Raw genomic sequence first — 16,511 nt, 5'->3', positions numbered from 1 at the left:
TATCTAGGAACAACAGATGAGCGAACAACACTATGACGTCGTTGTCATCGGCGCCGGCCCGGCCGGCTACGTGGCTGCGATCCGCGCCGCACAGCTGGGCCTGAAGACCGCCTGCGTCGACGCCTTCATCGGCAAGGACGGCAAGCCGGCCCTCGGCGGCACCTGCCTCAACGTCGGCTGCATTCCGTCCAAGGCACTGCTCGATTCGTCCAAGCAGTTCCACAACCTGACCCACAACTTCGCCATCCACGGCATCACCGCGGCGAATCCGAGCATCGACGTCGGCGCCATGGTCGGGCGCAAGGACAAGATCGTCAAACAGTTCACCGGCGGCATCACCATGCTGTTCAAGGCCAACAAGGTCACGCCGATCGCCGGCTTCGCCACCTTGAAGCCAGGCCGCGTCGTGTCCATCAAGGCACTCGACGGCAGCGTGTCGGAAATCAGCGGCACCAACGTCATCATCGCCGCCGGCTCGGTGCCGATCGAACTGCCGTTTGCGAAATTCGATAACAAGAACATTGTGGACAATGCCGGCGCACTCGACTTCGATGCCACGCCCAAGCGCCTCGGCGTGATCGGCGCCGGCGTGATCGGGCTGGAACTGGGCAGCGTGTGGAAGCGCCTGGGCGCCGAGGTGACCATCCTCGAAGCCATGCCCGACTTCCTCGGTGCCGCCGATGCCGACATCTCCAAGGCCGCCGCGCGCGAATTCAAGAAACAGGGCCTGGACATCCGCCTCGGTGCCAAGCTGGCCAAGGCCGAGATCAAGGGCAATGAAGTGCACCTGGTCTATACCGACGCCAAGGGCGAGCAAGCCCTGGTGGTGGACAAGCTGCTGGTCGCCGTCGGCCGCCGCGCCGCCACCAACGGCCTGCTGGCCGAAGGCACCGGCGTGCAGCTCGACGAGCGTGGCCGCGTGGTCGTGGACGAGCATTGCCACACCGGCGTCGACGGCGTCTGGGCGGTCGGCGACTGCGTGCGCGGGCCGATGCTGGCGCACAAGGGTTCCGAGGAAGGCATCGCCGTGGCCGAGCTGATCGCCGGCCGCGCCGGTCACGTCAATCTCGACACCGTGCCCTGGGTCATCTACACCGAGCCGGAAATCGCCTGGGTCGGCAAGACCGAAGAACAGCTCAAGGCCGAAGGCGTGCCCTATCGCACCGGTTCGTTCCCGTTCGCGGCCATCGGCCGCGCCGTGGCGATGAACGAGACCGCCGGCATGGTCAAGGTGATCGCGCATGCGGACACCGACCGCCTGCTCGGCGTGCACATGGTCGGCGCCTGCGTCTCCGAAATGATCCACGAAGCCGTGGTCGCGATGGAGTTCAAGGGCTCGGCGGAAGACCTGGCACGCATCTGCCACGCCCATCCGACCCTGTCCGAGGCCGTGCACGAAGCTGCGCTGGCGGTGGACAAGCGGGCGATCCACAAGGCCAACTGAGTGCGATGTGGGGCCGTGCGCGGACTTCGGCATTTGCCCTGCCTCTACTCAGCCCGGATGCTTCCCCGGCTTTTTGCTTTGTTTTGTACGTGAATCAATCAACGACAGAGAGAGTAGCTGGCAGCTGCGGTCAACGATTGACGCTATGCCGGCCCAGGTCTGCGACAGACACCATCCCCACCCTGCCCTCCCCGTGAAGGGGAGGGTTTCAGCACCTCGTGCGAATCGTGCATAGAACAGGGCGATTGGCGGAATTTGGCGATAACAAGCCCTCCCCTTCAAGGGGGTGAAGGACGACGGCTGGAACCGAAGGTTCCCATCGTCCTGAACGCCCGAGGGGCCGGAGGGTTGGGTGGGGATGGAGTCCGCGTCCCCCGTGGAGACGTGCCATGAGCGAAGCCAACCCGATCCGCAACGTCTCCGATACCGCGCTATGGGTGGCGGTCTACCGCGCCATGGAAAGCGAACGGCCGGACGCGCTGTTCCACGATCCCTATGCGCGCCGCCTCGGCGGCGAACGCGGCGAGGCCATCGTCAAGGCCATGCCCAAGGGCCGCTCCATGGCCTGGCCGCTGGTGGTGCGCGTGGCCGTGATGGACGAGATCGTGCTGCGCTGCGTGCAGCAGGGCGTCAAGACCGTGCTCAATCTCGCCGCTGGCCTGGATGCGCGGCCTTATCGCCTGGACCTGCCGCGCGAGCTGAACTGGCTGCACGTCGACATGCCGGAAATGGTGGCGTATTTCCGCAGCCACATGAGCGCGGAAACGCCGCGCTGCGAGCTGGAATTCATCGCCGCCGACCTGCGCGACGCCGCACAGCGCCGCGCGGTATTCGAACGCGCCGCGCCGCTCGGCCCTACCCTGGTCATCACCGAAGGCCTGCTGATCTACCTCGAAGCCGGGCAAGTGGCCGACCTCGCCCGCGACCTGCATGACGTAGCGCAGGCACGCTGGTGGCTCAGCGACCTGGCCTCGCCCGCGCTGCTGCGCTTTGTCGCCAGGGACTGGGGCCGCACACTGCAGCAAGGCAATGCACCGTTCCAGTTCGGGCCGCGCGAGGGCACGGCATTCTTTGCGCCGTTCGGCTGGAGCGAGGCGGAATTCCGCTCCACCTGGGACGAAGCCTGGCGCCTGGACCGCAAGCCCGCCCAAGCCTGGCTGTGGCGCCTGCTGAGCTGGTTGCAGCCGGCGCGCAAGCGCGAGGCAGGCCGGCGCATGTCGGGCATCGTATTGCTGCAATCCGATCACACCGAATCCTGAAAACCCGGAGGCTTGCGCATGAGCAGCATCGAATCCTTCCGCGCCCTGCGCATCCACAACGACGCCAAGGGCTATCGCGCCGGCCTGGAAACCGTGTCGCTCGACGATCTGTCGCCCGGCGAAGTGGTGATCAAGTCCGCCTATTCCAGCGTCAACTACAAGGACGCGCTGGCCGGCACCGGCAAGGGCAAGATCCTGCGCCAGTACCCGATGAACGGCGGCATCGACGTGGCCGGCTATGTGGTCGCATCGAGCGACCCCGGCTTCAAGGAAGGCGATGCGGTGCTGTGCACCGGCTCGGGGTTGAGCGAGACGCGCGACGGCGGCTATAGCGAATACGTGCGGCTGCCGGCGCAATGGACCGTACCGCTGCCCGCAGGGCTCACCTTGCGCGAAAGCATGATCCTCGGCACCGCCGGCTTCACCGCGGCACTGTCGCTGTATCGCATGGAGCAGAACGAACAGCACCCCGACCAGGGCCCCATCGTCGTCACCGGCGCCTCCGGCGGCGTCGGTTCGCTCGCCCTGGCCATCCTCACCCAGGCCGGCTACGAGGCGCATGCAATCACCGGCAAAATCGAGCAGTTCGACTGGCTGATGTCGCTGGGCGCCAAGCAATGCATCTCGCGCCACGAGCTGTACTGGGGCCAGCGCCCGCTGGAAACCAGCCGCTGGGCCGGTGCCATCGACAATGTCGGCAGCGAGATGCTGGCCGGGCTGACCCGCGTCATCCATCCCTACGGCAACATCGCCAGCTGCGGCCTGGCCGGCGGCCACGATCTCGCCACCACGGTCATGCCCTTCATCATCCGCGGCGTAAGCCTGCTGGGCATTGCCTCCTCGGGCACCGCGCGCGCGACGCGCGAACGCGTCTGGGAACGCCTCGCGGGCGAATGGAAGCCGTCGCAGCTCGATGCCATCTGTACGCGCGAAGTGGGCCTGGATCAGCTGAGCGGCGTGTTCGACACCATGCTCGCTGGTGGCTCGCTCGGCCGAACTCTGGTAAACATGGCCTGAATTGCGTGGCCCGCCGACCAGCCCGGCGGATGCACAATCCTTGCGGACAAAGCGAGCCCGGCGCGGCAGTTGCCAAGCCTGGGCTCACCGGTAGAATGTGCCGGCCGTCGTACGGCCTACAGGGGTGATAGAGCAATCATGGCGCGAATTCTGATCGTCGACGATTCCCAGTCCCAGCTACTGGGTCTCAAGCGCATCGTCGAGAAAATGGGTCACGAAATCATTACGGCCGAAGACGGCGCCGCCGGCGTCGAAGTCGCCAAGCGCGAAATCCCCGACCTGATCCTGATGGACGTGGTGATGCCGAACTTGAACGGTTTCCAGGCCACCCGCACGATCTCGCGCGAAGCCAAGACCAGCCATATTCCGATCATCCTGGTCACCACCAAGGACCAGGAAACCGACAAGGTCTGGGGCATGCGCCAGGGTGCCAAGGCCTATGTCACCAAGCCGATCAACGAAGCCGAACTGACGAAGGTCATCAACGACCTGCTGCCGAAGTAACAGCGCGGCACACGGGAAAAAAAAAGGGAGCCGAGAGGCTCCCTTTTTCGTTCTGCGAAAGGCAACTTTTTCGTAGGGTGGAATTCGCCGTTGGCTCATCCCACCCTACGCAATGCGATCACGCCTCAGCCCCCGAACGCCTCGCGCAACTGTTCGTAGGCCGCGCGCTGCTCGTCGGACTGCGCTGCCGGCACGCGCACGTCGAGCACGACGTACTGGTCGCCGGTTTCGCTGCCCGGCATGCCACGGCCCTTCAGGCGCATCTTGCGGCCCGTATCCGAGCCCGCCGGAATCTTCAGATCCACTTCGCCCGCCAGCGTCGGCACTTTCAGCGTGGCGCCCAGCGCCGCATCCCAGGGCGTGATCGGCAGCTTCACCGTCACGTCGCGGCCGTCGAGCTGGAAACGCGGGTGCGGACGCAGCTGTATCTCCAGCAGCACGTCGCCGGCCGCCGCGCCGGCGCGGCCCGGATGGCCCTTGCCGCGCAGACGAATCGTCTGGCCCGGCAGGATGCCGGCCGGAATCGTCACGTCCAGGCGTTCGCCATTCAGTTCCAGCCGCTGCGTGCCGCCGGTGAACGCAGTTTCCAGATCGATCGCCGCATGCGCGCGCAGATCCTGGCCACGGCGCGGACCGGTATTGGCGCGGGCGCCGCTGCGGCCGAACAGCGATTCGAAGAAATCGCTGAACCCTTCGCTGTTGCCGCCACCGCCTCCGCTGTTGAAACCGCCGAAGCCGCCGAAATCCGGCGTGGGCTGGAATTCGTCGCCCGGTTTGTAGCCGCGTGCGCGCAGCGCGTCGTATTCGCGCCGTTTTTCCGGATCGCGCAGGGCTTCATAGGCCTCGTTGACCGCCTTGAATTTATCTTCGGCGCCGGCTTCCTTGCTCACATCCGGATGATATTTGCGCGCGAGCTTGCGAAAAGCGCTCTTCAGCTCGGCTTCGCTGGCCTCGGGCTTTACGCCCAAGGTGTCGTAGTAGTCCTTGAACTGCATGCATTTCCACCTTGCGGATTCTCGAAAGCCGCAGCAGTTGGCCTGCGGCGAGCCCGGCAACAGTAATCGTCCGGCCGCGAAACGAACAGACCCGCGGCGGATTGCTCCGCCACGGGCTGTGGGTTACTTCCGATGCAGCGTAGCGGTCAGTTTGCGTTGATGGCGATGCGGCGCGGCGAGGTTTCCGGGCGCTTGGGAATGGAAACTTCCAGCACGCCGTTCTTGCCGCTGGCGGTAATACCTTCCGCATCGGCGCTGTCCGGCAGCGCGAAGCGGCGATAGAAGCCGCCGTGCTGGCGCTCGACGCGGCTCAGCTTGCCTTCGCCGACGTCCTTCTTGCGTTCGCCCTTGATCGACAAAATCCCTTTGTCCATATGGATCTCGATCTCGTTCGGATCGACCCCGGGAACATCGGCAAGAATGACAAAACGCTTGTCTTCTTCCTTGATGTCCACGCGCGGCGCCCACTGGCTGGTGACGACGTTGGACTGGTCCGACTCGTCGGTGCGGAACAGACGCTCGAACGCGTGCTTGATCTCGTCCTGGAAACCCGACGGGACAGTCCAGGGGTACTGACGCGAAATGCTCATGCTCACTCCTCGAAATGGTGGCGGCGCGGCGATCGCGCCATGGGTCGGAACATAGGCGCGCCGAATCGGGTTTCAAGGGCCGCTGCGCACGGGCGGCACAGGCTATGATCGCGTTTCCTCCCTTCCCAGAACCGAGACAGCACATGCCCATCGACGTCGGCGCATCCATCCCTTCCGTCACCCTCAACGTCCTCAAGGACGGCGTACAGGCCATCACCACCGACGAAATCTTCGCCGGCCGCAAAGTGGTGCTGTTCTCCGTACCCGGCGCATTCACGCCAACCTGCTCGGCCAAGCACCTTCCGGGATATGTGGAAAAATTCGCCGAATTCCAGCAGCGCGGCATCGACGTCGCCTGCATGGCGGTCAACGACGCCTACGTGATGAAAGCCTGGTCCAAAGACCAGAACGTCCCCGACGAACTGATCATGCTGGCCGACGGCAACGCCAACCTCGCCCGCGCACTCGGCCTGGAAATGGACGCCAGCGCGTTCGGCATGGGCCTGCGTTCCAAGCGCTTCGCGCTGTATGCGGAAGACGGCGTGGTCAAGGCGCTGAACGTGGAAGCGCCGGGCGAATTCAAGGTATCCAGCGCGCAGGCGATTCTCGACACCATCGGCTGACCAGGCACCCACGTCACGCGATGCGCAAGCGGATGTAACCGCGCTGTCGCAGCGCTGCGGCATTGTCGCCGCGGCGCTCGTCGACTGCGCGAATAAGCCCTCCTGGTTGTTCGACGGACGCCATTGTCCGTCGTCAATCTTGCAGGGGATTTCTTCCATGAACACTCGACCGCATTCGCTGCGGCGCCAGGCCACCTGGCTTGCCGTCGCGCTCGCGCTGCTCGCACCCGCCGTCCAGGCACAGGTGTCGCTGAGCACGCTCGATACGCCGTATACGCAAAATTTCGACAGCCTGCCGGCCAGCGGCACGGCCGTCTGGAGCAACAACACCAGCCTGCCCGGCTGGTACCACGCGCGCACCGGCAGCGGCAGCAACCTGGTCGCCGACACCGGCGCCAGCAACGCCGGCAACCTCTACAGCTACGGCAGCAGCGGCGCGAGCGAACGCGCGCTGGGCTCGGTCGGCTCCGGCAATGCCGCCGTCGGCAACCTGTTCTGGGGCGTGCGCCTGAAGAACACCACCGGCAGCACCATCACCTCGCTGGATATCGCCTACGTCGGCGAGCAGTGGCGCAACAGCGCCGCAGCCGCGCAGACGGTGGCGTTCTCGTACCTGATCGGCACTGCCGTCACCGGCACGCTGAGCGAATTCCAGAGCGCCGGCACCGCCGTCGCCGGCCTGGATTTCAGCAGCCCGGTCACAGCCGGCACCGCCGGTGCCTTGAACGGCAACCTCGCCGCCAACCGCAGCGCACGCAGCTTCACCCTGAGTGGCATCAGCCTGCCCAACGGCAGCGAAATCATGCTGCGCTGGTCCGATCCGGACAACGCCGGCGCCGACCACGGCCTGGCCATCGACGACGTCTCGGTCACGCCGCACGGCAGCGGCCCGCAGCAGACCACGCTGAGCATCAACGACGCCAGCATCGACGAAGGCAACAGCGGCAGCAGCACCCTGAACTTCACCGTCAGCCTGTCGCAACCCGCACCGGCCGGCGGCGTCAGCTTCGCCATCGCCACCGCCGACGGCACCGCCACGGCCCCGTCGGACTACACCGCGCAGTCGCTGAGCGGCCAGCTCATTCCCGCCGGCAGCAGCAGCTATACCTTTACCGTCAGCATCAACGGCGATACCACGGCAGAGCCCAACGAAACGCTGCGCGTACTGCTGAGCAATGCGGTCAACGCGGTGATCGCCGATGGCGAAGGCGTGGGCACCCTCGTCAACGACGATGCCCTGCCGCTGGCGAAGATCCATGACGTGCAAGGCAACGGCAGCAGCACGCCGATCGGTGCCGGCGTCACGGTCACGCTCGAAGGCATCGTCACCGCCAGCTTCCAGCGCGCCGACCAGCTGTCCGGTTTCTTCCTGCAGGAAGAAGACGCCGATGCCGATGCCGACCCGGCCACCTCGGAAGGTATCTTTGTGTACTGCCTGCCCTGCGCCACCAGCGTGAGCGAAGGCCAGCGTGTGCGCGCCACCGGCAACGTGACCGAGTTCTTCGGCCTGACCGAGATCACCGCCAGCAGCGCCGGCAGCGTCGTTGTCACCAACGCGGGCAACAACCTCGCCCAGGTGACGCCGGCCAGTGTGAGCCTGCCGATCGCCGGCAGCGTCGATGCCTACTACGAAGCCCGCGAAGGCATGCTCGTGCGCTTCGCCGATGCACTCAGCGTGGCCGAGTATTTCGAACTGGCGCGCTACGGCCAGATCGAGCTGTACCAGGGTGGCCGTCCGCGCCAGTTCACCGAAGACAACGCACCGGGCAATGCCGGCTATGCCGCGCACCTGGAAGCACTGTCGCGCCGGCGCGTGATTCTCGACGACGAGAACAACACGGAAAACTGGCCGCTGACCGTGGCCGAAGGCCAGCAATACCTGTACTACCCGCAGACCAACGGCGGTTTCTCCGTCGGCAGCCACGGCAGCGATTTCTTCCGCGGCGGCGACCGCGTCGACAACCTGACCGGCGTGCTGCACTGGTCGTTCGCCGGCAGCACCGGCACCGACGCCTGGCGCATCCGTCCCACCCAGGCCAACCCCATCGTGTTCACGCCGGTCAACGAGCGGCCGGTGCAGGCGCCCGCCGTGGCCGGTGCGATCAAGGCCGCCGGCGTCAACCTGCTCAACTACTTCACCAGCATCGACACCACGTCCAGCAGCTCGTCCGGCCCCTGCGGCCCCAGCAGCAGCCAAGACTGCCGCGGTGCCGACAGCAACGCCGAACTCGCGCGCCAGCGCGAGCGCACCGCCCTCGTGCTGTGCGGCCTGAATGCCGACCTGGTCGGCCTGGTAGAACTGGAAAATGCCGCAACCTCCACACCGCTAACCGACCTGCTCGGCGCGGTCAACGACCGCTGCGGCGGCGCGCACCCGTACCAGGCCGCCGGCCCTGCCGCCGCACTGGGCAGCGATGCGATCCGCGTCGCGCTGATCTACCGCAGCGGCGTACTGGCCACCGTCGGCGCGGCGCTGAGCGACAGCAACAGCATCCACAACCGCCCGCCGCTGGCACAGACCTTCGACGTCGTCGATGCCACCAACCCGGCCTTCGGCCAGCGCTTCAGCGCCGTGGTCAACCACTTCAAGTCGAAGAGCTGTTCCGGCGCCAGCGGTGCCGATGCCGACAGTGGCGACGGCCAGGCCTGCTATGCCAGCCGGCGCCAGCAACAGGCCGCGCGCCTGCTGAGCTGGATCGGCAGCACGGTACTGCCCGCAGCGAACGACGCCGACGTGCTGCTGCTGGGCGACTACAACGCCTATGCCAAGGAAAGCGCCATCAGCACGCTCGCCGCCGGCGGCTACACCGACCTGCTCGCCACCCTGGGCGGCAGCGGCGCCTATTCCTACCTGTTCGACGGCCAGCTCGGCCACCTCGACTACGCCCTGGCCAGCGCCAGCCTGTCGCCCCAGGTGATAGCCGTCGCGCCCTGGCACATCAATGCCGACGAACTGCCGCAGCTGGACTACAGCGACGACATCAAGGACACCGGCGAAGCCGCCTACGAAGAAGAGCCCAACGGCGCCAGCCTGACACCGCCGCGCAGCCTGTTCGAAGCGGCCAGCCCCTACCGCGCCTCGGACCACGACCCGGTACTGGTCGGCCTGTTCGACGACGGCGTCATCTTCCAGGACGGTTTCGAGTAAGCGCCCACCGCCGCTAGCGCGTAGGCGGCCCGCGTACCGCGCTGCGGAATGGCCCCCCCCCCCCCGCCGGACCCTTGCATCGCGAGGGTCCGGCTACGTTGTTGCGTCGAGTGAGCGGCAGCTAAAAAACCAATTCCGATGGGCTCGGCATTTGCCGAACGCGACACCGCGCGGGCCGTCACCGGCCCGCGCGATTTCTCCGCCACACCCGCCCATCCGGCCGTGCCGTTTCGCTACGACGGCGGCAGCGGCGTTTCGTGCAACGTGGATGCCGCAGCCGTCAAAGACAGTTGCCGCCCGACACCGCATTCCGGCAGGCCCGCACCGCGCGATGCCGGAACGCCCCGCCGTGGTTCGACAACAGGCCCGGCACGATATTCTCAGAGACGTAATTCACCGCCTGGAACCCGGTTGCCGGCAAGCCGTTGTAGACATCGCCGTCGCTCGACGCGCGCAGCGCATGCGGCTGCGCGGCCGTGTCCAGCGTGAGGCGCAGCCAGCCACCTGCGCTGTACGGTCGCAGGTTGGTATGCAGCCGGGATCCCAGCACCGCCGATTCGACCAGCGGCGTGGCACTGTTGCGCATGCTGATCACGTTGACCGACGTGCAGAGCACGGGAGTCAGTGTCGGCAGAGGAAAACCGGGAAGACTACCGGTCGGACGGCCTGATTCGCGATCGAACGGCAGCAACGCAACCTGGCTGCAGGACCGCCCGTCGCCGTTAGCCGCGGACGACTGGCCGAACGTGAAAGTGAACGGCGGCAGGGCACCGGCACTGCCCAGCGGCACGCCCAGAATTTCCGGATCGACATAGAAACGCTTGGTCGGAAACGTCACAACCCAGTCGGTATTCGATCCGACCAACGGATCGACGTTGTATTCGTTGAGCAAGGTGGACGCCATGAACACCGCGGATACCGCATCGATCGCCTGGCTGGGCCGGCGCGAGGCCGGGTAATCCGAGCGGAACTGCGCGCCGTCCGCATTGAACACATAAGCCGTTGCCACGCCGGGCGCCGTGTTCGCCTGCGCCAGCGAGGGCGTGGAAGTGGGCGCCGCGGGGTCCGCATACAGCACGACCTTGCTGAAGTCGCTGATCGCATCGGCGTTGTAGGTATAGAAAGTACCTAATGCGACATTGACGATACCACCCGCGCCGAACAGCCCGCCGGTCGGCGGCAGAAGCTCGGGGTTGGCCGGATCGATGGTCTGCACGACGCTGCAATTCGCCGGCACCCCAGCGGTGTGCGTCACTGCCGTGCGCAGCGCGCCACCGAGATCGGCCATTTGCACAATCTCGACATAGCCTTCGCGCGTGCGTGCGATGTCCGTCGGCCCGGTGTCCTGATGCGGGCCGGTATACGCGAACGACAGGAAGTCCTGGTAGTAACGGCCGGTACCGAGCGAGCCGCTCCACGCGGCCTTGTCCGGAGCGGTACAGCTACGGTCGGTCGTGGTGACGGCGGCGCCATCGCCCGCCAGCCCGGCGTCGGTCAGCGCGAATACGGTGGCCGTCCAGACGTCGTACTCCGACAGGAACAGGTTGAAGTCCAGCACCTCGCGCGCGTTGTAACCCTCGAGGAAACGCACCCGCACCGCCTTCGCGACATTGGTCCCGTTGACCACCGTGACGATGGTCTGCTGCTCCCGGTTGACCGTGTAATAGGGGTAGATCAGCACCTGGCCGGCACCGTCGGGGCTCAGCTCGACCGCCTTCGCGCTGCCGCCCATGCCGGCGACCGCAAACAGACCCGCCGCAATCGCGGCGTTGAGTACATTTCTTTTCATCGCAAACTCCAACAGGCAAGGAATGAACCGGCATTCGCAGGCGTGGCTGCGACGTGCTGCCGGTCGGTGTGACGCGTGACCACGCTCAGTGCGAGGCGAATATCCGAGTCGCTGCGGCCATCCGCGTCGTCTCGATGTGCTGCCGGATCCCCCCATTCGCCGCGTCGATCGCGGCTTCGCGCGTGGCACCGATGCCCGGCGCGAATACGGTGCGCAGCCCGGGGCGGAATACCGTCCAGCGCAACGGCGTGGCCGGCGTTGCTTCGACGGCGACGCGATAGCCCGCGCGGCGACAAGCGGCCACGCACCGCAGGCGTGGCCCGCGGCCGGCGGCCGGCATTCAACACTCGGGGCCTATCGGGGATGCGATACATGACGCCAGTTCCTTCGGCCAGACCCATCGGAGCAGCAGACACCCTCAGCACAGCAGCAGCAGATTCCAGGCAACAGCACGCCGTATCCGTGGCGCGCACGAATCCTTCCCAACCGCTTCGGGTTTTTGGCGACACCCACCCGGGGCGTCGCGATCAGAAAACAGATGCTTTATGGAAAACGCTGCATTACGTTATTTGTATTATTTGCAAGCTATCGCGTGGCGGTGACCGTCCTGCGTGCGCCGCTGCGGATTGGCCATGCCGTCGTTCGTCGGCATGCCCGGCCAGCGGGATCGCGTCGACACTGACGATGCCCCCGCCTCGATGACGTATTCTGTTGCGATAGACGTAGCCACCCGCGTTTCCCCCCAAGCCTTTTTGCCACATCGTGCAACCTGTCTTTTCGCGCTGCCGCCGTGCAACGTCAGCGATGCCGAGTCCGCCCTCCAACGCCGCGCAGGGCCGTCTCCTCGCACCGTACGCGAGCGTATTTGCAGCTGCCGCTCCGGCTAAGCAGGGACCCGGGTGCAGCACCTGAGCGGCTGTCGCCGCCACTGCACAGCAGCGTTCCGAAGCGGCAACGTGGATGCCGCAGCCATCAAGGACAGCTGCCCGAAACCGCATTCGCGCAAGCCCTCACCGCGCGATGCCGGAACGCCCCGCTGTAGTTCGACAACACGCCTGGCGCAAAATGGGCATTGACGTAGTTCACCGCCTGGAAGCCGGTTGCCGGCAAGCCGCTGTACACGTCGCCGTCGCTCGACTCACGCAGTGCATGCCGCTGCGTCGTCGTCTCCAGCGTGAGGCGCAGCCAGCCACCTTGGTCGAACGGTTTCAGGTTGGTATGCAGCCGGGACCCCAGCACCGCGGATTCGACCGGCGGTGCGGAACTGCTCACCATGCTGATGACGTTGACCGACGTACACAGCACGGGAATCGGTGTCGGCGTACCCGGAAAACCGGGAGGATTACCGGTCGGACGGCCTGATTCGCGATCCAACCGCAGAAACGCGACCTGGCTGCAGGACCGCCCGTCGCCGTTGACCGAGAATCCGTTGACCGTGGACGGCTGGCCGAACGTGAAATTGAACGGCGGCAGGGCACCGGCACTGCCCAGCGGCAGTCCCAGAATTTCCGGATCGACATAGAAGCGCTTGGTCGGAAACGTCACAACCCAGTCGGTATTCGATCCGACAGCCGAATCGACGTTGTATTCGTTGAGCAGGGTAGACGCCATGAACACCGCGGAAACCGCATCGATCGCCCGGCTGGGCTGGCCCGAGGTCGGGTAGTCCGAGCGGAACTGCTCGCCGGCCGCATCGAATACATAGGCCGTTGCCACGCCGGGCGCCGTGTTCGCCTGCGCCAGCGACGGGGCGGGCTCTGTGTGGTCCGAATACAGCACGACCTTGCTGAAGCCGCCGATCGCATCGGCGTTGTAGGAAAAGAAAGTTCCCTCTGCGACATTGACGATGCCACCCGCGCCGAACAGTCCACCGGTCGGCGGCAGCAGATCGGTATCGGCCGGGTCGATCGATTGGACGGCGTTGCAATTCGGCGGAACCCCAGCGGTGTGCGTCACTGCCGTGCGCAGCGCTCCGCTGAGGTCGGCCATCTGCAGTATCTCGACATGGCCTTCGCGTGTCCGCGCGATACCCGTCGGCCCGGTGTCCTGATGCGGGCCGGTATACGCGACCGGCAGGAATTCCTGGAATGGACGGCCGGTACCGAGCGAGCCGGACCACTCGGCCTTGTCCGGAGCGGTACAGCTACGATCGGTCGTGAAGATGGCGGCGCCATCGCCCGCCCGCCCGGCGTCGGTCAGCGCGAATACGGTGGCCGTCCAGACGTCGTACTCCGACAGGAACAGGTTGAAGTCCAGCACCTCGCGCGCGTTATAGCCCTCGAGGAAACGCACCCGCACCGCCTTCGCGACGCTGGTCCCATTGACCACCGTGATGAGGGTCTGCTGCTGCCGGTTGACCGTGTAATAGGGATAGATCAGCACCTGGCCGATACCATCGGCGCTCAGCTCGACCGCCTTCGCGCTGCCGCCCGTGCCGGCGACCGCCATCACACACGCCGCCATCGCGGCGTTGAGTACATTTCTTTTCATCGCAAACTCCAACAGGCAAGGAATGAACCAGCATTCCCAGGCGTGGCGGCGACGTGCTGCCGGTCGTTGTGACGCGTGACCACGCTCAGTGCAAGGCGAAAACCGGCCCGCGCGATTTCCCGCAACGCCAGCCATCCGGCAGTGCCGTTTCGCTACGACGGCGGCAGCGGCGTTTCGCTCAGTACAAAGTGGATACCGCAGCCATCAAGGACAGCTGCCCGAAACCGCATTCGCGCAGGCCCTCACCGCGCGATGCCGGAACGCTCCGCTGTAGTTCGACAATACGCCCGGCGTCAAATTGGCGTTGACGTAGTTCACCGCCTGGAACCCGGTTGCCGGCAAGCCGCTGTACACGTCGCCGTCGCTCGACGCGCGCAGTGCATGCGGCTGCGCCGTTGTCTCCAGCGTGAGGCGCAGCCAGCCACTGCTGCTGAACGGTCGCAGGTTGGTATGCAGCCGGGACCCCAGCACCGCCGATTCGACCGGCGGCGTTGAACTGTTGCCCATGCTGATGACATTGACCGAAGTGCACAGCACGGGAATCGGTGTCGGCGTACCCGGAAAACCGGGAGGATTACCGGTCGGACGGCCTGATTCGCGATCGAACGGCAAAAACGCAACCTGGCTGCAGGACCGCCCGTCGCCGTTGACCGAGAATCCGTTGACCGTGGACGGCTGGCCGAACGTGAAAGTGAACGGCGGCAGGGCACCGGCACTGCCCAGCGCCACGCCCAGGATTTCCGGATCGACATAGAAGCGCTTGGTCGGAAACGTCACGACCCAGTCGGTATTCGATCCGACAGCCGAATCGACGTTGTATTCGTTGAGCAGGGTAGACGCCATGAACACCGCGGAAACCGCATCGATCGCCCGGCTGGGCTGGCCCGAGACCGGGTAGTCCGAGCGGAACTGCTCGCCGGCCGCATCGAATACATAGGCCGTTGCCACGCCGGGCGCCGTGTTCGCCTGCGCCAGCGACGGCGTGGAAGTGGGCGCCGCGGGGTCCTCATACAGCACGGCCTTGCTGAAGCCGCCGATCGCATCGGCGTTGTAGGTATAGAACGTTCCCTGTGCGACATTGACGATGCCACCCGCGCCGAACAGTCCGCCGGTCGGCGGCAGAAGCTGGGGGTTGGCCGGATCGATGGTCTGCACGGCGCCGCAATTGCGCGGAGTCCCACTGGCGTGCGTCACTGCCGTGCTCAGCGCTCCGCTGAGGTCGGCCATCTGCACGATCTCGACATAGCCTTCGCGCGTCCGTGCGATGCCCGTCGGCCCGGTGTCCTGATGCGGGCCGATATATCCGAACGACAGGAACTCCTGGTACGGACGGCCGGTACCGAGCGCTCCGCTCCACACGTCCTTGTGTGGAGCGGTACAGCTACGGTCGGTCGTGGTGACGGCGGCGCCATCGCCCGCCTGCCCGGCGTCGGTCAGCGCGAATACGGTGGCCGTCCAGACGTCGTACTCCGACAGGAACAGGTTGAAGTCCAGCACCTCGCGCGCGTTATAGCCCTCGAGGAAACGCACCCGCACCGCCTTCGCGACATTGGTCCCGTTGACCACCGTGATGAGGGTCGTCTGCTGCCGGTTGACCGTGTAATAGGGATAGATCAGCACCTGGCCGGTGCCGTCGGGGCTCAGCTCGACCGCCTTCGCGCTACCGCCCGTACCGGCGACCGCAAACAGACCCGCGGCAATCGCGGCGTTGAGTACATTTCTTTTCATCGCAAACTCCAACAGACAAGGAATGAACCGGCATTCGCAGGCGTAGCGGCAACGCGCTGCCGGCCGGTGTGACGCGTGACCACGTTCAGTGCGAGGCGAATACCCGGGCCGCTGCAGCCGCCCGCTTCGTCTCGACGTCCTGGCGGATCCACCCATTCGCCGCGTCGATCGCGGCTTCGCGCGTGGCAACGATGCCCGACGCGGATACGGTGCGTAGCCCGGGGCGGAATACCGTCCAGCGCAACGGCGTGGCCGACGTTCCTTCGACGGCGACGCGATAGCCCAGGCGGCGATAAGCCGCCACGCGCTGCAGGCACGGCCGGTGGCCGGTATTCATGACTCGGGGCATATCAGGGATGCGATACATGACGCCAGTTCCTTCAGCTAGACCCATCGGAGCAGCAGACACCATCCACACAGCAGCAGCAGATTCCAGGCAACAGCAGGCCGCATCCGTGGCGCACACGAATCCTTCCCCACCGCTTCGGGTTTTTGGCGATACCCGGCCAGAGCGTCGCGACCGGCGAATTTTTTTGACTTTATGGAAAACGCCGCACCGCGTTGTCGATCTCCGTTGCAGGCCATCGCGTTGTGGCGACCGTCCTGCAGGCGGCGCTGCAGATTCTCCCTGCGGCAGTTCGTCGGCACGCCCGGCCACCGGGATCGGCTCGATACTGACGATGCCCCCACCCCGATTGCGTATCCACTTGCGGTAGACGCAGCGCACCGCGTTTCCCCCCAAGCCCGCGTTGCCCCATCGTGCTACCCGCCGTTTCGCGCGGCGGCGGCGCATCGGCCGCCAGCACTGCCGCCGTGCGGCATCAGCGATGCCGGGGCCGCCCTGCAACACCGCTCAAGTCATTCTCCTCGCACCGTACGGCTGCCGCTGTTTGCAGCGGCTGCCGCGGCGGGGATAGCCCCCGC

General features: G+C 65.9%; 13 protein-coding genes. 6 read left to right on the top strand and 7 right to left on the bottom strand.

The window, feature by feature from the left end:
* Positions 1-16 precede the first annotated feature (16 nt).
* The 4 genes from lpdA (at position 17) to DFR29_RS11685 (ending at position 4,224) form a co-directional block, all read left to right on the top strand.
* Positions 17-1,444: a dihydrolipoyl dehydrogenase gene (gene lpdA, locus DFR29_RS11700; RefSeq protein ID WP_133818780.1), complete on the top strand. Its 1,428-nt coding sequence runs from the start codon at positions 17-19 to the stop codon at positions 1,442-1,444.
* 389 nt (positions 1,445-1,833) lie between these two features.
* Positions 1,834-2,703 carry a class I SAM-dependent methyltransferase gene (locus DFR29_RS11695; RefSeq protein ID WP_133818779.1) on the top strand — a complete coding sequence of 290 codons (870 nt, stop codon included), beginning with the start codon at positions 1,834-1,836 and terminating at the stop codon, positions 2,701-2,703.
* Between the two features lie 18 nt (positions 2,704-2,721).
* Positions 2,722-3,720 carry a YhdH/YhfP family quinone oxidoreductase gene (locus DFR29_RS11690; RefSeq protein ID WP_243746023.1) on the top strand — a complete coding sequence of 333 codons (999 nt, stop codon included), beginning with the start codon at positions 2,722-2,724 and terminating at the stop codon, positions 3,718-3,720.
* 138 nt (positions 3,721-3,858) lie between these two features.
* Positions 3,859-4,224 carry a response regulator gene (locus tag DFR29_RS11685; protein WP_133818778.1) on the top strand — a complete coding sequence of 122 codons (366 nt, stop codon included), beginning with the start codon at positions 3,859-3,861 and terminating at the stop codon, positions 4,222-4,224.
* A gap of 125 nt (positions 4,225-4,349) precedes the next feature.
* Here DFR29_RS11685 and DFR29_RS11680 read toward each other — a convergent pair whose 3' ends face one another.
* Both DFR29_RS11680 and DFR29_RS11675 read right to left on the bottom strand, forming a co-directional pair.
* A complete protein-coding gene (locus tag DFR29_RS11680; protein WP_133818777.1) occupies positions 4,350-5,219 on the bottom strand; it encodes a DnaJ C-terminal domain-containing protein in 870 nt (289 codons plus the stop codon).
* A gap of 146 nt (positions 5,220-5,365) precedes the next feature.
* On the bottom strand, positions 5,366-5,809 hold the full coding sequence (locus tag DFR29_RS11675) for an Hsp20/alpha crystallin family protein (RefSeq protein WP_133818776.1): 444 nt from the start codon (positions 5,807-5,809) through the stop codon (positions 5,366-5,368).
* A 143-nt stretch (positions 5,810-5,952) separates the two neighbouring features.
* On the opposite strand from DFR29_RS11675, the gene DFR29_RS11670 reads away from it, so the two are divergent.
* Positions 5,953-6,432, top strand: a complete 480-nt coding sequence (locus tag DFR29_RS11670) for a peroxiredoxin (protein ID WP_133818775.1) — start codon at positions 5,953-5,955, stop codon at positions 6,430-6,432.
* Between the two features lie 157 nt (positions 6,433-6,589).
* A complete protein-coding gene (locus tag DFR29_RS11665; protein WP_133818774.1) occupies positions 6,590-9,580 on the top strand; it encodes an ExeM/NucH family extracellular endonuclease in 2,991 nt (996 codons plus the stop codon).
* Between the two features lie 280 nt (positions 9,581-9,860).
* Here the strand turns inward: DFR29_RS11665 and DFR29_RS11660 are convergent, their stop codons facing one another.
* From DFR29_RS11660 to DFR29_RS11640, 5 genes are all read right to left on the bottom strand, one after another.
* Complete coding sequence (locus tag DFR29_RS11660; RefSeq protein WP_133818773.1) at positions 9,861-11,369, bottom strand: hypothetical protein; 1,509 nt, start codon at positions 11,367-11,369, stop codon at positions 9,861-9,863.
* Positions 11,370-11,454: 85 nt separating this feature from the next.
* A complete protein-coding gene (locus DFR29_RS11655; protein ID WP_133818772.1) occupies positions 11,455-11,709 on the bottom strand; it encodes a hypothetical protein in 255 nt (84 codons plus the stop codon).
* 632 nt (positions 11,710-12,341) lie between these two features.
* The gene (locus DFR29_RS11650; RefSeq protein ID WP_133818771.1) at positions 12,342-13,859 is read right to left on the bottom strand and encodes a hypothetical protein; all 1,518 of its coding nucleotides are present in this window, start codon (positions 13,857-13,859) and stop codon (positions 12,342-12,344) included.
* 204 nt (positions 13,860-14,063) lie between these two features.
* The gene (locus DFR29_RS11645) at positions 14,064-15,587 is read right to left on the bottom strand and encodes a hypothetical protein (RefSeq protein WP_133818770.1); all 1,524 of its coding nucleotides are present in this window, start codon (positions 15,585-15,587) and stop codon (positions 14,064-14,066) included.
* A gap of 85 nt (positions 15,588-15,672) precedes the next feature.
* Positions 15,673-15,954, bottom strand: a complete 282-nt coding sequence (locus DFR29_RS11640; protein WP_133818769.1) for a hypothetical protein — start codon at positions 15,952-15,954, stop codon at positions 15,673-15,675.
* Positions 15,955-16,511 lie beyond the last annotated feature (557 nt).

Source organism: Tahibacter aquaticus (assembly GCF_004363655.1).
GTDB lineage: Bacteria > Pseudomonadota > Gammaproteobacteria > Xanthomonadales > Rhodanobacteraceae > Tahibacter > Tahibacter aquaticus.
Note: the sequence above shows the minus strand (reverse complement) of the source record. Positions and strands in the feature narration are given on the sequence as shown.

What these genes read in the sequence shown, in the direction of transcription:
- lpdA (WP_133818780.1), top strand. Translation starts at nt 17, where the DNA reads ATGAGCGAACAACACTATGACGTCGTTGTCATCGGCGCCGGCCCGGCC.
- DFR29_RS11695 (WP_133818779.1), top strand. Translation starts at nt 1,834, where the DNA reads ATGAGCGAAGCCAACCCGATCCGCAACGTCTCCGATACCGCGCTATGG.
- DFR29_RS11690 (WP_243746023.1), top strand. Translation starts at nt 2,722, where the DNA reads ATGAGCAGCATCGAATCCTTCCGCGCCCTGCGCATCCACAACGACGCC.
- DFR29_RS11685 (WP_133818778.1), top strand. Translation starts at nt 3,859, where the DNA reads ATGGCGCGAATTCTGATCGTCGACGATTCCCAGTCCCAGCTACTGGGT.
- DFR29_RS11680 (WP_133818777.1), bottom strand. Translation starts at nt 5,219, where the DNA reads ATGCAGTTCAAGGACTACTACGACACCTTGGGCGTAAAGCCCGAGGCC.
- DFR29_RS11675 (WP_133818776.1), bottom strand. Translation starts at nt 5,809, where the DNA reads ATGAGCATTTCGCGTCAGTACCCCTGGACTGTCCCGTCGGGTTTCCAG.
- DFR29_RS11670 (WP_133818775.1), top strand. Translation starts at nt 5,953, where the DNA reads ATGCCCATCGACGTCGGCGCATCCATCCCTTCCGTCACCCTCAACGTC.
- DFR29_RS11665 (WP_133818774.1), top strand. Translation starts at nt 6,590, where the DNA reads ATGAACACTCGACCGCATTCGCTGCGGCGCCAGGCCACCTGGCTTGCC.
- DFR29_RS11660 (WP_133818773.1), bottom strand. Translation starts at nt 11,369, where the DNA reads ATGAAAAGAAATGTACTCAACGCCGCGATTGCGGCGGGTCTGTTTGCG.
- DFR29_RS11655 (WP_133818772.1), bottom strand. Translation starts at nt 11,709, where the DNA reads ATGCCGGCCGCCGGCCGCGGGCCACGCCTGCGGTGCGTGGCCGCTTGT.
- DFR29_RS11650 (WP_133818771.1), bottom strand. Translation starts at nt 13,859, where the DNA reads ATGAAAAGAAATGTACTCAACGCCGCGATGGCGGCGTGTGTGATGGCG.
- DFR29_RS11645 (WP_133818770.1), bottom strand. Translation starts at nt 15,587, where the DNA reads ATGAAAAGAAATGTACTCAACGCCGCGATTGCCGCGGGTCTGTTTGCG.
- DFR29_RS11640 (WP_133818769.1), bottom strand. Translation starts at nt 15,954, where the DNA reads ATGTATCGCATCCCTGATATGCCCCGAGTCATGAATACCGGCCACCGG.